The sequence below is a fragment of the Streptomyces sp. NPDC004752 genome, from assembly GCF_053601275.1.
In genome coordinates this window covers 86,050-98,452 of the sequence record NZ_JBSGBN010000002.1, presented here as the reverse complement: position 1 = coordinate 98,452, position 12,403 = coordinate 86,050, and the positions used below count along the sequence as shown (strand labels likewise).

15 protein-coding genes are annotated in these 12,403 nt (G+C 70.2%); 4 read left to right on the top strand and 11 right to left on the bottom strand.

Features of this window, described 5'->3' with window-relative positions; translation table 11 throughout:
- Positions 1-130 precede the first annotated feature (130 nt).
- The 3 genes from ACWEKM_RS01480 to ACWEKM_RS01470 all read right to left on the bottom strand — a co-directional run bounded on the left by ACWEKM_RS01480 (position 131) and on the right by ACWEKM_RS01470 (position 3,313).
- A complete protein-coding gene (locus ACWEKM_RS01480; protein ID WP_451619106.1) occupies positions 131-1,198 on the bottom strand; it encodes a methyltransferase in 1,068 nt (355 codons plus the stop codon).
- Between the two features lie 61 nt (positions 1,199-1,259).
- A complete protein-coding gene (locus ACWEKM_RS01475; protein ID WP_451619105.1) occupies positions 1,260-2,351 on the bottom strand; it encodes a right-handed parallel beta-helix repeat-containing protein in 1,092 nt (363 codons plus the stop codon).
- Between the two features lie 71 nt (positions 2,352-2,422).
- Positions 2,423-3,313 (bottom strand): aminoglycoside phosphotransferase family protein, encoded by an 891-nt coding sequence (locus ACWEKM_RS01470; protein ID WP_451619104.1) that lies wholly within the window; start codon positions 3,311-3,313, stop codon positions 2,423-2,425.
- Between the two features lie 10 nt (positions 3,314-3,323).
- On the opposite strand from ACWEKM_RS01470, the gene ACWEKM_RS01465 reads away from it, so the two are divergent.
- Positions 3,324-4,010: a rhomboid-like protein gene (locus ACWEKM_RS01465; RefSeq protein ID WP_451619103.1), complete on the top strand. Its 687-nt coding sequence runs from the start codon at positions 3,324-3,326 to the stop codon at positions 4,008-4,010.
- 133 nt (positions 4,011-4,143) lie between these two features.
- On the opposite strand, the gene ACWEKM_RS01460 is transcribed toward ACWEKM_RS01465, so the two are convergent.
- Positions 4,144-5,124, bottom strand: a complete 981-nt coding sequence (locus ACWEKM_RS01460; protein WP_451619102.1) for a zinc-binding dehydrogenase — start codon at positions 5,122-5,124, stop codon at positions 4,144-4,146.
- Positions 5,125-5,377: 253 nt separating this feature from the next.
- Here ACWEKM_RS01460 and ACWEKM_RS01455 point away from each other — a divergent pair, with 253 nt between their 5' ends.
- Positions 5,378-6,082 (top strand): pentapeptide repeat-containing protein, encoded by a 705-nt coding sequence (locus ACWEKM_RS01455; RefSeq protein ID WP_451619101.1) that lies wholly within the window; start codon positions 5,378-5,380, stop codon positions 6,080-6,082.
- Between the two features lie 50 nt (positions 6,083-6,132).
- Here ACWEKM_RS01455 and ACWEKM_RS01450 read toward each other — a convergent pair whose 3' ends face one another.
- From ACWEKM_RS01450 to ACWEKM_RS01430, 5 genes are all read right to left on the bottom strand, one after another.
- Complete coding sequence (locus tag ACWEKM_RS01450) at positions 6,133-6,633, bottom strand: hypothetical protein (protein ID WP_451619204.1); 501 nt, start codon at positions 6,631-6,633, stop codon at positions 6,133-6,135.
- A gap of 270 nt (positions 6,634-6,903) precedes the next feature.
- Positions 6,904-7,230, bottom strand: a complete 327-nt coding sequence (locus tag ACWEKM_RS01445) for a MazG-like family protein (protein WP_451619100.1) — start codon at positions 7,228-7,230, stop codon at positions 6,904-6,906.
- Positions 7,231-7,328: 98 nt separating this feature from the next.
- On the bottom strand, positions 7,329-7,871 hold the full coding sequence (locus tag ACWEKM_RS01440) for a DapH/DapD/GlmU-related protein (RefSeq protein WP_451619099.1): 543 nt from the start codon (positions 7,869-7,871) through the stop codon (positions 7,329-7,331).
- 255 nt (positions 7,872-8,126) lie between these two features.
- Positions 8,127-8,396: a DUF7848 domain-containing protein gene (locus tag ACWEKM_RS01435; RefSeq protein ID WP_451619098.1), complete on the bottom strand. Its 270-nt coding sequence runs from the start codon at positions 8,394-8,396 to the stop codon at positions 8,127-8,129.
- Complete coding sequence (locus ACWEKM_RS01430; RefSeq protein ID WP_451619097.1) at positions 8,396-8,602, bottom strand: hypothetical protein; 207 nt, start codon at positions 8,600-8,602, stop codon at positions 8,396-8,398. Before ACWEKM_RS01430 ends, ACWEKM_RS01435 begins: the two co-directional genes overlap by 1 nt.
- 520 nt (positions 8,603-9,122) lie before the next feature.
- Here ACWEKM_RS01430 and ACWEKM_RS01425 point away from each other — a divergent pair.
- A complete protein-coding gene (locus ACWEKM_RS01425) occupies positions 9,123-10,334 on the top strand; it encodes a helix-turn-helix domain-containing protein (protein ID WP_451619096.1) in 1,212 nt (403 codons plus the stop codon).
- 203 nt (positions 10,335-10,537) lie between these two features.
- On the opposite strand, the gene ACWEKM_RS01420 is transcribed toward ACWEKM_RS01425, so the two are convergent.
- Positions 10,538-11,113: a TerD family protein gene (locus tag ACWEKM_RS01420; RefSeq protein WP_451619095.1), complete on the bottom strand. Its 576-nt coding sequence runs from the start codon at positions 11,111-11,113 to the stop codon at positions 10,538-10,540.
- 170 nt (positions 11,114-11,283) lie between these two features.
- Here ACWEKM_RS01420 and arfB point away from each other — a divergent pair, with 170 nt between their 5' ends.
- Positions 11,284-11,712: an alternative ribosome rescue aminoacyl-tRNA hydrolase ArfB gene (arfB, locus tag ACWEKM_RS01415; protein WP_451619094.1), complete on the top strand. Its 429-nt coding sequence runs from the start codon at positions 11,284-11,286 to the stop codon at positions 11,710-11,712.
- A 115-nt stretch (positions 11,713-11,827) separates the two neighbouring features.
- Here the strand turns inward: arfB and ACWEKM_RS01410 are convergent, their stop codons facing one another.
- Positions 11,828-12,295, bottom strand: a complete 468-nt coding sequence (locus tag ACWEKM_RS01410) for a GNAT family N-acetyltransferase (RefSeq protein ID WP_451619093.1) — start codon at positions 12,293-12,295, stop codon at positions 11,828-11,830.
- Positions 12,296-12,403 lie beyond the last annotated feature (108 nt).

Genomic DNA, 12,403 nt, shown 5'->3' with positions numbered 1-12,403 from the left:
GGCCCCCGCCTTGCATCTGGGGGCGCGCAACTCCCCGCCCCCCCCACACACACCCCGGGCGCCGGGCCCGCGGTGCAGCGGGCCCGGCGACCGGTGTCTGTGCCGCCGTGTCTGTGCCGCCGTGTCCGGGTCAGCCCGGGACGTGGCAGTCGAACGCGTCGAGATACGGGTTGACCGGGCTGATGCCGTCGACGACCAGGCCGGCCGAGGTCAGCCTGGTCACCATGGACCGAGTGGTGTGCTTGGCCCCGCCGACGTTGAGCAGCAGCAGCAGATCCATGGCGGTGCTGAAGCGCATCGATGGGGTGTCGTCGACGAGGTTCTCGATGACCACGACCCGGGTGCCCGGGCCGCCCGCCCCGATGACATTGCCCAGCAGCCGCGCCGTGCTCGCGTCGTCCCACTCCAGAATGTTCTTGATGACGTAGACGTCGGCCTTGACCGGGACGGACACCCGGGCGTCGCCGGGCACGATGCGCACCCGGTCCGCCAGGTCACCGCCCTCGCGCAGCCGCGGCACCGCGTTGTCCACCACACGCGGCAGGTCGAGCAGACTGCCGTGCATCGACGGGTACTTGTCGAGCAGGCTCGCCACCACATGGCCCTGGCCGCCGCCGATGTCCGCCACCGAGGCGCTGCCGGACAGATCGAGCAGGGCGGCCACGTCCCGCGCCGACTGCTCGCTCGAGGTGGTCATCGCGCGGTTGAAGACGTCCGCCGACTCGGGGGCGTCCTCGTTGAGGTAGCTGAAGAACTCCTTGCCGTACAGGTCCTCGACCACATTCCGGCCGGTGCGCACGGCCTCGTCCAGCCGGGGCCAGGCGTCCCAGGTCCACGGTTCGGTGCACCACAGGGAGATGGCACGCAGGCTGTTCGGGTCGTCCTCGCGCAGCAGCCGGGACATGCCGGTGTGCGCGAAGGTGCCGTCCGGCCGCTCCTCGAAGACGCCGTAGCAGGACAGGGCCCGCAGCAGTCGGCGCAGCGGCTTCGGTTCGGTCTTCACCGCGGCCGCGAGGTCCTCCACGGCCGTGGGGGAGTCCCCGAGGGCGTCGGCGACGCCCAGCCGGGCGGTGGCCCGGACGGCGGCGGCACACGCCGCGCCGAACACGAGCTCTCGCAGCCGCATGGACGGCGGCGGGGACTGGGGTCCCCCCTGGCCGTGCGGGGTCGAGGGCTTGGCGGGGGATGCGGTCGTCATGTGCCGCCTGCTTTCCTTGGGTCGGGCTGTTCGGAGCTCTAAGGGACGCGGTGACCGCCGGTCAGCACATGCCCGAGGGTTTGGAGGCCCGGCAGGAGTTGCCGCTGAACGTGTTGCCCTTGCCGGTGTCCGTGTTGACGAGGTCCGCCGGGGCGTTGTTCGCCAGTACGTTGCCGTCGATCCGGTTCCGCTCGCTGGTGGCGCCCACGAAGCTCTTGAACAGGACGATGCCGCCGGACAGCGGGGACGCGCCGGAGTGGTCGGTGATCAGGTTCCGGGTGACCCGGGTGTCCTCGGCGCCGGTCAGCACGATCCCGGAGCCCTGCAGCGCGGGCAGCCGCTCGGTCTTCGGGCAGGACTTGTTGTTCTGCGTGATCCGGTTGTCCCGCACGGTCAGGGCGCCCGCCCGCGGCTTGTTCTCGTCGCCGACGACGAACATGCCGACGCAGTTGCCGGTGACGTAGTTGCCCGCCACGGTGAGGTTGCGCAGCCGCCGGACGGTGAGGCCGATGCGGTTGCCCTCCAGCCGGTTGCCCTCGACCAGCGCGCCCTGACTGTCCTGGGCGCCCTCCTCGGCCGTGACGGTGTTGGCGAGGAAGAGACCGGCGTCGCCGTTGCCCCTGGCCTCGTTCTGCCGGAACACACCGTGCACGGACCGCTGTTGGGCGATGCCCCAGACACCGTTGTAGACCGCGTACACCTTGCGGACGGTCATCCCGTCGGTCCCCATGCCGAACACGCCGGCCCGGGGGAAGCCGGTCACGGTCAGGTCGGCGACCGTGACGCCCTCGACGCTACGGGTCTTGGCGCCCACCACACAGATGCCGTTGCCGCTCTCGGCGCACTTGGTCGCGGCCTTCTCGGCGGGCGGCCGGAGCACCGTGCCCTGGCCCATGCCGCGCAGGGTCAGTCGGGGCGTCCTCACGGTGACGCTCTCGCGGTAGGTTCCCGGGGTCAGCAGGACGGTGTCGCCGGGCCGGGCGGAGTCGACCGCCCGCTGGATGGACTGGCCCGGGTGCACCACATGGACCGTGGCGGCGGCATGGACCGGGTGAGCGGCATCGCCCGGGTGGGCGGCGGCCGGAGTGGTACCGAGCGCCGCACCGGCGAGCGCCGCGGCGCAGGCCAGATACGCGATATGGCATTTCGTCATATCTCGCACGCTATGACCGATTAGCTCATGAACGGCGCGGATGGGCCATCCGGTGGCGTGTCATCCGCGTGTCATCCGCGCAGCGCGCGCCCGATCTCCAACTGGACGGTCTCCAGCGGCCGTCCGTCCTCCATCTCCCACAGACAGTTCTGCAATACCCGCCCCAGCGTCCACGCCCTCGCCCGCTCCCGGTCCAGCCCCAGGGCATCGGTCAGCGCGTCGAAGCGCCAGCGGGTCTCGGCCGGGTCGTAGCGGTTGTCGATCGCGGGAAGCAGCTCGAAGCCGGGGTCACCGGCCAGCGGCCTGGGGTCGATGGCCAGCCAGTCGGCCCGCTGGGCCGCGAGCACGTTCTCGAAGTGCAGATCCCAGTGCAGCAGCCGGTCGCCGGGCTCGGCCAGCACCTCGCGCACGGCCGCCGCACAGTCCGCCACCAGGCGCCCGTCCGCCGGGTCCGGGATGCGCTCCAGCGCCCACGGCACCTGCTCCAGCATCAGCCGCGCGACGTCCCCGAGCCGCCGGATGCCCGGCGGGGCCGGCCGCGCGGCCAGCCGGGCCAGCAGCGCGCCGATGATCCGCACGGCCGCCCGGGCATCCGGTACGTCGCTCAGCATGCGGCCCTCGTCGAGCCGCTCCAGCAGCAGCGTGCAGGTCGGCCCGTCGTGCTCCAGCAACCGCACCGCCCCGTCGCCGTCCCAGGCCCGCAGGGCGAGGGGCTCGCCCGCGCTCTCCTCGTCGAGCGGCTGGAGCTTCAGCGCGGCCGACGTGTTGTCGGCACGCACCACCGGCAGGACCAGCGCGCACACCCCGTACATGCCCGGACCGTCGATCCGCAGCTCCCACCGCCGCAGGAACTCCGCGGCCCGCCCCGGCAGGTCCGCGACGAACGCGCGCCCCGCCTCCCCGTTGAACTTCTCCTGTGAGGCGGCCAGCTCGCCAGGCACTTCGATCACCCTGCCGACCATACTGACGGGTGTGAACCGGGTCATCCGATTTCGGCGCCCGCTCAGGGCGACGGCGGGGTATGTGCGCAGCGCCCCGGGGACCTACGTCTGGCTGCTGATCCTGTTCGTCACCACCGTCGCCCTGCACTACCTGCACTACATGTCCCCGGTCTTCGAGCGGGAGTTCCTGCGGCAGCGCTCGACCAACATCCACGAGCTGTCCCGGGACCCGGTGCGGGTGCTGATCACCAGCGCGATGTGGATCGACGGCGGCCACTGGCTGCCGTACGCCGCCCTGTACACGGTCTTCCACGCCCAGGCCGAACGCTGGCTCGGCACCCTGCGCTGGCTCATGGTGTGCGTCGCCGCGCATGTGCTGGCCACGCTCATCAGCGAGCTGACGCTGCTGACCGCGATCAGGGACGGAGCCGCACCGCACCGGGCGGTCGACGCCCTCGACATCGGTGTGAGCTATGCCCTGGTCGGGGTGGTCGGCGTGCTCACCTACCGGATCACGGCGCCCTGGCGGTATCTGTACCTGGCGGTCGTGTGCGCGATCGTCCTGGTACCGCTCGTCACCGGCGCCACCTTCACCGACCTCGGGCACTTCCTGTCCGTACTGATCGGCCTGGCCTGCTATCCGCTGGTCAGGGGCCGGGGAAAGGCATGGAATCCGAAGGAGACACTGTCCGCCTGGAGAGATCTTGAGAGGTCTTGAGAGACCTTGGGATGTCTTGAGAAGCCTGGAGAGATCTTGAGAGGTGAAGTCCGCGGTTCGGGTCGGCCGTGGGTCTGATCCGGTTGCGCTTTCGCTTTCGCTTTCGCTTTCGGTCCGGTCGGGGCCTGGCCGGTCACGGTTCCAGGACGACCTTGCCGATCGTCTTGCGCGTCTCCAGCGCCCGGTGGGCGGCCGCCGCCTCGGCGAGCGGGAAGCGGGTGACCGCGGGCCACATGCGTCCCGCGGCCGCCTCGGCGAGCGCGCGCCGTTCCAGCGTACGCATCGGGTCGGGGCCGCCCACCCGGCCGAGCATCACCGGGCCCAGCACCTGCTCGGAGACGCCCTCGACGAGATGCGGGCCGCCGACGCCGATGCCCTTTGCCGACCAGCCGAAGACGAGGTGCCGTCCGCCGTCGCCGAGCAGCGCGACCGCCTCGCGGGCCACGTCCCCGCCCACCCCGTCGAAGACGACCGTGGCCTGCCGCCCGCTCAGGTGCGCGCGGACCTTCTCCGGCCAGCCGGGATCCATGTAGTCGACGGCGAGGTCGGCGCCGTTCGCTCGCACCTGCTTGACCTTCTCGGGCCCGCCCGCGAGCCCGATCACCGTCGCTCCGGTGTGCCGCGCGTACTGCACCAGCAGCGTGCCGATGCCGCCCGCCGCCGCGGGGACGACGACCACCGAGTCCGGGCCCAGCTCGGTGAACTGCAGGATCCCCATCGCCGTACGGCCCGTGCCGATCATGGTGACGGCCTCGGCGAAGTCCAGGTTCTCCGGGATCTCATGGACCCGGTCGGCCTCGGTGACGGCCAGTTCGGCGTAGCCTCCCGGCGCGAATCCGAGGTGGGCCACCACGCGCCGGCCGAGCCACGGCTCGGCCACCCCCTCGCCGAGCGCCTCGACGACTCCGGCCACCTCGCGGCCGGGGACGGTCGGCAGGGCGGGCGGCTCGGGCAGCGGGCCCTGGTGCCCCTCGCGCAGGGCGGCGTCGAGGAGGTGGACCCCCGCCGCGGCCACGGCGATCCGGACCTGGCCCGGTCCCGGCACCGGGTCGGCGATCTCCTCGTGGACCAGGTTCTCGGCCGGGCCGAAGGCGTGCAGTCGGATGGCGTGCATGAGGGTTCCCCTATGTGACGTTCTGGTGGGAGACGTTCCGGTGGGAGACGTTCCGGTGCTTGTGCGCCCCACTCTTCAACCTCAAGCACGCTTGCGGTCAAGCGCGCTTGACGAGTTCGGGCGGGCGCCGCGACCTGGTCGCCGACGAGGTGGACGAGGTGGACGAGGTGGACGACGTATGCGCCGTCGCCGCGGCCCGTGACGGCCCCGCAGGTCAGGACGGATTGTCAGAGGCGTGGGGCAGCATGGGGGCATGGCGAGGAGAGCGACTGGAGGCACCGGTGGGTCCGGTGGGCCGGGCCGGACCGGGGTGCGGGCGGCGCGCCGCCCCGAGCTGCGGCTGCCGCCGCTGGAACCGTACGAGGGAGGGGAGCTGAGGCCGGACGGCGACTACGACGGCGTCGAGTTCCGGGAGACGGACCTGGCCGGCCAGGACGGCGCGGGCGCCCGCTTCATGGACTGCGCGCTGACGGGATGCGCCCTCGACGAGACGCGGCTGCGCAGGGCCCGGATTCTCGACACCGCCCTCACCGGCATCCGGGGCGTCGGCACCGACCTCGCCGAGTCGACCCTGCGCGATGTCGAACTGCTCGACGCCCGCCTGGGCGGCACACAGCTGCACGGCGCCGTCCTGGAGCGGGTCCTGATCCGCGGCGGCAAGATCGACTACCTCAATCTTCGTACGGCCGGAGTCAAGGACGTCGTCTTCGAGAACTGCGTCCTGGTCGAACCCGACTTCGGGGGAGCGCGCCTTGAGCGGGTCGAGTTCGTCGGCTGCACGCTGAAGGGCGCGGACCTCAGCGGTGCGACCCTCACGGACGTGGACCTGCGCGGCGCCGTCTCGCTGGAGATCGCCCGCGGGGTGGAGCGGCTGGCCGGCGCCGTCCTCAGCACCGGACAGCTACTGGATCTGGCACCGGTGCTGGCGGCCCAACTGGGCATCCGGGTGCAGGACTGACCGGCGGGCCCCACCACGGGGGCCGCGACCACCGACGGTCCCGGTCCGGCTCACGGCACCCGGGGGAAGCGGGCCTGCAAGGTCCACACGGCCGGGTTCTCCGCCAGGGGTTCGTGCAGGTCGGTCAGGTCGGCGAGCAGATCGTGCAGGAAGTCCCGTGCCTCACGGCGCAGTTCGCTGTGGGAGAAGGACAGCGGGGGCTCCTCGGCCGGCATCCAGTCGGCCTCGATGTCCACCCAGCCGAAGCGGCGCTCGAAGAGCATGCGGTCGGTGGACTCGGTGAAGTCCAGTTCCGCCCGCTGCGGTCGCGACGCCCGCGAGCCCGCCGGATCCCGGTCCAGCCGCTCCACGATGTCGCACAGCGCCCACGCGAAGTCCAGCACCGGAACCCATCCCCAGGCTGTGGACAGTTCCCGGTCCGTCTCGGTGTCCGCGAGGTAGACGTCCCCGCTGAACAGATCGTGGCGCAGGGCGTGGACGTCCGCCCGCCGGTAGTCCGTCTGCGGCGGGTCCGGGAAGCGGGGGGAGAGGGCGTAGCCGATGTCGAGCACGGGTGCGATGGTGTCACGCCCACGGACCCGGACCACGGCGGGCCTCACGGCAGCGGCCGCTCCTCGGGTTTGCGCGGGTTGTGGCCGGTGGCAGGGCGTGCTCGGCCACACCGCGCGCAGCGCCTTGCGCACAACGGTGCAGGGCCTGCCGTGCGCGCGGTCCGGCCGACGGCCGATGACCTTGTACCCCAGCGTGGCCCAGAGGGCGAGGCCCTTGGGGTTGCCGACGTACGACCGGGCCGGCAGGCGGAGCGGGATGTTTGCTGTCTGCTAGCTCTGTGGCTCGAGTGTCACCCGGTCGACCAGGGCGTCCAGGCGCTCCTGGAACACGTGTTGTGGGTCCGGCGCGATCGTGGCCAGGGCGACCATGGCCGTCACGATGACGTCCGTCAGCTCCTTCTCGACGTCCGGCCAGGTGTGGGAGTGGCCCTTCCTCGGGTTGGCTCCGAGGGCGCCGTGCAGGGCCTCCGCGACCTCGCCGTACTCCTCCCCGATCTTCAGCACGCGCAGCAGTCGCACGTCCGCCGGCTCGGCCTGTCCGGCCTCGGCGTCCAGCCACTGCCGGATCTGGTCCACCTGACCCCAGGTGTCTGCCATGGGCTCCTCCTTGCTCGTTGAATCAGAACAGTGCGGGCGACGACGCGTTCGCGGTCCGCTCCGGGACAGCCACGTCCAGCGGCGCCACCGGCCGGACGTCACCACCGTCGGTGCACGGTTGCCTTGCTACTGGTCACCAGGCTTGCCGGTGGGACGTCATCGGCCACGACCGCGCCGGCGGCGACCACGGCATCACGGCCTATGCTGACGCCGGGCAGGATGGTGGCACCGGCACCGATCCACACGTTCTCCGCGACGTCGATGGGCGCGCCGGTGAGGTACAGCCGCCGCTCCTTGGGATCGACCGGGTGGCCGCTGGTGATGAACGTGACCTTCGGGCCGATCATCACGCGCTCGCCGAGCCGGATGCCGGCGTAGTCCAGGAACGTGCAGTTCTGGTTGATGAACACGCGCTCGGCGAGGTCGAGGCGGAGGCCGTGGTCCGTGTAGAAGGGCGGATAGATCGTTACTCTTGGTGGCAGCGGCTTGCCGAGGATCTGTTCGAACAGTTCCGCCTTGCCCGCTTCGTCCTCGAAGGGCAGGACGTTCAGGCGGGAGGTGAGTTCGGTGACCCGCAGGACCCTCTCGGCCATGGCCTGGAACTCGGCGCTGTGGATGCGCATGAGACGGTCGCTGGACATGCCACGATCCTTTCTGGTGGCCGGCTGTGGGAATCGCGCCGCAGCTCACCGATGCCGAACTGGTCATCCTGGCGATGATGCAGGCTGCTCACGAACACAGCAAGGCGCCCCCGACTACGGAAGTGGTTTACGCAGTCGGGGGCGCGGGCCCGTCCCGTCGGGGGGAGTAGGCGGGACGGGGGTCATGCTGCCCTTGCGCCTCGCAGCGCCCAGGAAGCGGCAGCCGTCCGGGTTTGGTGCGGCAGGGCGGGGCGCTCAGGCGCCCTGAGCGTTGCTCTTGCGGTAGGGGTTGCCGTCGGCCGGAGTCACGCGCCAGAAGGTTTCCGTCGTGGCCTTGAACTGACGATGCGTTGGATTAAGGCCCGTGTGCTTCAGCGCCCAGACCTCAACCGGCAGGCATTCATTGTCAGTTGGCGGTGCCTGCGCTCCGCAGGTCAGGCACTCGGCGGCGTAGATGCCCCTGGGGGCACCCTCGCCGGTTTCCAGCCCAAGCGTCCATTCCGCGGCCTTGATGAGCGAACGCATCACAGTTCCCCCCTGCTGCGGCGGTTCGCTTCGGCCACCAGGGCGTGCAGCCTGCCTCTACTGCCGTTGCCTTCGCAGCGCGGGCACGAACACGGCGGGTATCCGCTGAAGAAGTCCGGCACGCTCGCCGGTTTCACGGTGTGCTTGCTGCGCACCTGCGTACGGGCGCCTGTCTGCGGATTGATCCGGTAAACCTCAAGGGTCATCACTGGGCGCGCCCCCAAAGGGCCATGTGGAAGCCTGCGCGGGCGCTGCGGGGCACCCCGCCGAGGTGTGCCACGTAGGGCCGGACCATGGCACCTGGGCGCTCCCACGCCTCCTCGTGCTCCCAGTCGCGAGGTGGGAGCCACTCGGCGCGTCCTTGCGACTGTGGCTGCCGCGACTCGGCCGGAGGCGGGGAGTGCGGTTCCCTGCGGTGCCTGCGAGCGGTGACCAGTCGGGCGCCCCAGACGTCCGGCGTAGGACGCCTGCGGGGTGCTGGGGGTGCCGCGGGGGATGCGTAGGCGGCAGTGTGCTTGCCGGGGGTGCGGCGCCCTAACAGGGCCGCTCTCACCCGTTCGAGGGTTCGTGATACGTACATGGGTGGCTGCCTGCTTCCTTCAGGTGGTCCATGCCCCCGGGCCGTTCCAGCGGTCGCGGGGGTCCTTGCGTCTGACCCACGCTTCCGCGCCGCCGATCCGATGCCTAGCGGCCCCATGCAGTCCCGTTGTAGGCCAGACTTGAGGCATGCGCGGGGAGACAGCGGCCCACATGATTCGGCGTCTACGGCAGACCAAGGGGTGGAGTCAGGCGCGGCTGGCGGCGCAGGCATGCCGTGCGGCTGGGTTACCGCCCGACTCGCTTACCCGGCAGGACATTTACCGGTACGAAAAAGGGAAGCGCACGCCGCGTGAATGGCTGCCGTTCATTGCTTCCGCTCTTGGCGTGCCTGTGGTCGAGCTTGAACAGGCGGCGGCAATAGGTGCCCGGAGCAGTGCCCCTGTAACCGTTGCTGACTTCCTGCCGGACAGTGACCCGTTGGCGCCGTTGAAAGTCAGGCACGGGCGCCGTGTTGGTGCCGGTGATGTGACTGATCTAGCCGGACGCGTTCATGGTCTGCGCCTCGCCGATGACGTTCTGGCGGGGGGTGACCTGATCGGCCCTGCACTGCGCGAGCTGAAATCTGCGGTCAGGCTGTATCGCGAGGGTAGCCACACAGAGGGGGTCGGGCGTTCTTTGCTTTCTCAGATTGGCGAGTTGGCGCAGATTTCCGGATGGATTGCGTCTGACGCTGGGCGCCACGAGGAAGCCGAACGCATTTACAAGCTGGGCATGAGCGCTGCCCAACAGGCTGAAGACGCAACCCTGGTCGGCAACCTTGCCGGATCACTCGCGTACCAGTACAGCAACACCGTGCAGGAACGGGAAGGACTGTTGCTTGCCCGCGCAGCGCTGGACCAGGCAGGCGACGACGCGCCCCCGAAAGCGCGCGCGCTGTACCTCGACCGGGTCGCCTGGGCGCATGCCAAAGCCAATGAGGCGCAGCCTGCCATGCGGGCTCTGGGTGAGGCGTCCGAAGCGCTGAGTCAAGATAACGAGGGGCAAGAATCGGCCCAGTATCTGTATTGGGTTGAGGCAGGTGAATTGCAAGTCATGGAATCGCGTGTCTATACGGAGCTGAAACGACCGTTGCGCGCAGTGCCGTTGCTACGGGAAGTCCTCGCCCGATATGACGCCACGCACACGAGAGAGCTTGCTCTCTACCTGTCTTGGCTTGCCGTTGCATTGGCGGACGCCAACGAACCGGAGGAAGCGGCAGCAACGGCCCAACGGGTCATCACGCTTTCCGCGGACGTGGCGAGCGAGCGTACGGCGGAACGCGTGAAAGTCGTACGCAACCGGCTAGAGGAATATCGAGACGTTCCAGAGGTGCAGGAAGTTCTAGAAGGGGCAGCCTAAACACAGAAATGGCCCCCTCCCGTCCCTCGGGCACACGAACGCAGCGATGACCCTGAACGTCTACAGCCATCTGTTCCCTGACTGGGAAGACAAGACGCGAGGGCACTCGGCAACGCCTTTGCGGTGCCGAGTGCCCTCCGCTGTGCCCTCTGTCGGGCTCTGACCCGCAAAGGCGCAGGTCAGGAGCCATAAGCTACCGACGGTCAGACGCTGACGCCGAAGTCCTGGGCGATGCCGACCAGTCCGGACGCGTAGCCCTGGCCGACCGCGCGGAACTTCCACTCGGCGCCGTTGCGGTACAGCTCGCCGAAGACCATCGCCGTCTCGGTGGCGGCGTCCTCGGAGAGGTCGTAGCGGGCGATCTCGGCGCCGCCGGCCTGGTTGATGACGCGGATGTAGGCGTTGCGGACCTGGCCGAAGTTCTGGCCGCGGTTCTCGGCGTCGTAGATGGAGACCGGGAAGACGATCTTGTCGATGTCGGCCGGGAGGGCGGCCAGGTTGACGTTGATCGCCTCGTCGTCGCCCTCGCCCTCGCCGGTGCGGTTGTCACCGGTGTGGACGATCGTGTTGTCCGGGGTCTGCTTGTTGTTGAAGAAGACGAAGTGGCCGTCCGAGTAGACCTTGCCCTGCGTGTTGACCGCGATCGCGGAGGCGTCCAGGTCGAAGTCCGTGCCGGTGGTGGTGCGGACGTCCCAGCCGAGGCCCACGGTGACGGCGGTCAGGCCCGGAGCCTCCTTGGTGAGCGAGACGTTGCCACCCTTGGACAGGCTTACAGCCATGGTTTGGGAGTCCTTCCCTCGTTGCGTACGTACGGCTTCGTACTGGGGACGAAGCTACCGTCACCGGGAAGAACGCCAAGGGGGGTCCCATAGGTTCCGCATCCCTTTACTGTTTTTACCTTCGGCAAATTCGGGTGACGCGGAGCGGGCCGGGACGCGACCATGGACACATGTCCGGTCCCTATGTCATCCGTGGCTCCGTCTCGCTCCCCGAGGCCGAGCTGATGTGGCGTTTCTCACGGTCGTCGGGGCCCGGCGGACAGCATGTCAACACCAGTGACTCGCAGGTGGAGTTGCGCTTCGACCTGGCGCGGACCGAGGCGCTTCCCCAGGTGTGGAAGGACCGGGCACTGGGGCGCCTCGCGGGGCGGCTGACCGATGGCGTCATCGTCGTCCGCGCCTCCGAGCACCGGTCCCAGTGGCGCAACCGGGAGGCCGCCGCGGTGCGCCTCGCGACCCTGCTCGCGCAGGCGACCGCGCCGCCGCCCAAGCCCCGCAAGCCGACCCGGATCCCGCGCGGGATCAACGAGCGGCGGCTGCGGGAGAAGAAGCAGCGTTCGCAGACGAAGCGGGGCAGGTCCGGCCGGGACTGGACCTGAGCGGGCCGCGAGCTCCGGGTCCCTGGCTGACTCCGGGTCGCCGGCCGACTCCGGCGCCCCGCCCCCACACAGCCCTCCGCGCCCCGCCCCCACACCGCCTCCCGCACCCCACCCCCTACGCCAGCTCCAGCACGCCGACCGTCTGGTCGCCGCTGGATTCGCCGGTGGGGTGGAAGCCGAGGCGTCGGTAGAAGTTCTCCGGGCCGGTCGGGCCGGGGTGCCAGCTGGCGTAGAGGTGCCCGTCGCCGCGGCGGCGGAGTTCGGCGGCGACGGACTCGACCGCGAAACGGCCGTACCCCCGGCCCTGTTCGCCGGCCGCGATGTTCAGCCGCCACAGGCCCGAGCGGACCACGCTCCCGTCGCCGTGCCAGTCGATGCCGAGGAAGGCCATCAGGAAGCCGACGGGCCGGTCGTCGTCGCCGTCCACGATCAGCCGCGGCCAGGCGACGCCCGCAGGGTGGACGTATGCCTCGGCGAGGGAGTGGGCGACGGGCCGCACCGCGTGCTCCTGGTCGGGCCGGACCCGGATGCCGAGGGCGGCGTCGACGGTGCGCGGCGTGATCTCTTCCAGGCGGGGTGTCATCCGGGCACCGTAGACCGGGTGGCGATCGCCGGACCAGGCAATTTCGCCGCCCGGCGGATCATGGAATTTCGCCGCCGGGGGAATCGGCATGGGGATCGGCATGGGAAC

Coding starts and splice junctions, on each gene's coding strand:
- ACWEKM_RS01445 (WP_451619100.1), bottom strand. CDS start 7,230: ATGGCAGACACCTGGGGTCAGGTGGACCAGATCCGGCAGTGGCTGGAC.
- ACWEKM_RS01455 (WP_451619101.1), top strand. CDS start 5,378: ATGGCGAGGAGAGCGACTGGAGGCACCGGTGGGTCCGGTGGGCCGGGC.
- ACWEKM_RS01435 (WP_451619098.1), bottom strand. CDS start 8,396: ATGCGTTCGCTCATCAAGGCCGCGGAATGGACGCTTGGGCTGGAAACC.
- arfB (WP_451619094.1), top strand. CDS start 11,284: ATGTCCGGTCCCTATGTCATCCGTGGCTCCGTCTCGCTCCCCGAGGCC.
- ACWEKM_RS01460 (WP_451619102.1), bottom strand. CDS start 5,124: ATGCACGCCATCCGACTGCACGCCTTCGGCCCGGCCGAGAACCTGGTC.
- ACWEKM_RS01480 (WP_451619106.1), bottom strand. CDS start 1,198: ATGACGACCGCATCCCCCGCCAAGCCCTCGACCCCGCACGGCCAGGGG.
- ACWEKM_RS01420 (WP_451619095.1), bottom strand. CDS start 11,113: ATGGCTGTAAGCCTGTCCAAGGGTGGCAACGTCTCGCTCACCAAGGAG.
- ACWEKM_RS01430 (WP_451619097.1), bottom strand. CDS start 8,602: ATGACCCTTGAGGTTTACCGGATCAATCCGCAGACAGGCGCCCGTACG.
- ACWEKM_RS01440 (WP_451619099.1), bottom strand. CDS start 7,871: ATGTCCAGCGACCGTCTCATGCGCATCCACAGCGCCGAGTTCCAGGCC.
- ACWEKM_RS01470 (WP_451619104.1), bottom strand. CDS start 3,313: ATGGTCGGCAGGGTGATCGAAGTGCCTGGCGAGCTGGCCGCCTCACAG.
- ACWEKM_RS01425 (WP_451619096.1), top strand. CDS start 9,123: ATGCGCGGGGAGACAGCGGCCCACATGATTCGGCGTCTACGGCAGACC.
- ACWEKM_RS01410 (WP_451619093.1), bottom strand. CDS start 12,295: ATGACACCCCGCCTGGAAGAGATCACGCCGCGCACCGTCGACGCCGCC.
- ACWEKM_RS01475 (WP_451619105.1), bottom strand. CDS start 2,351: ATGACGAAATGCCATATCGCGTATCTGGCCTGCGCCGCGGCGCTCGCC.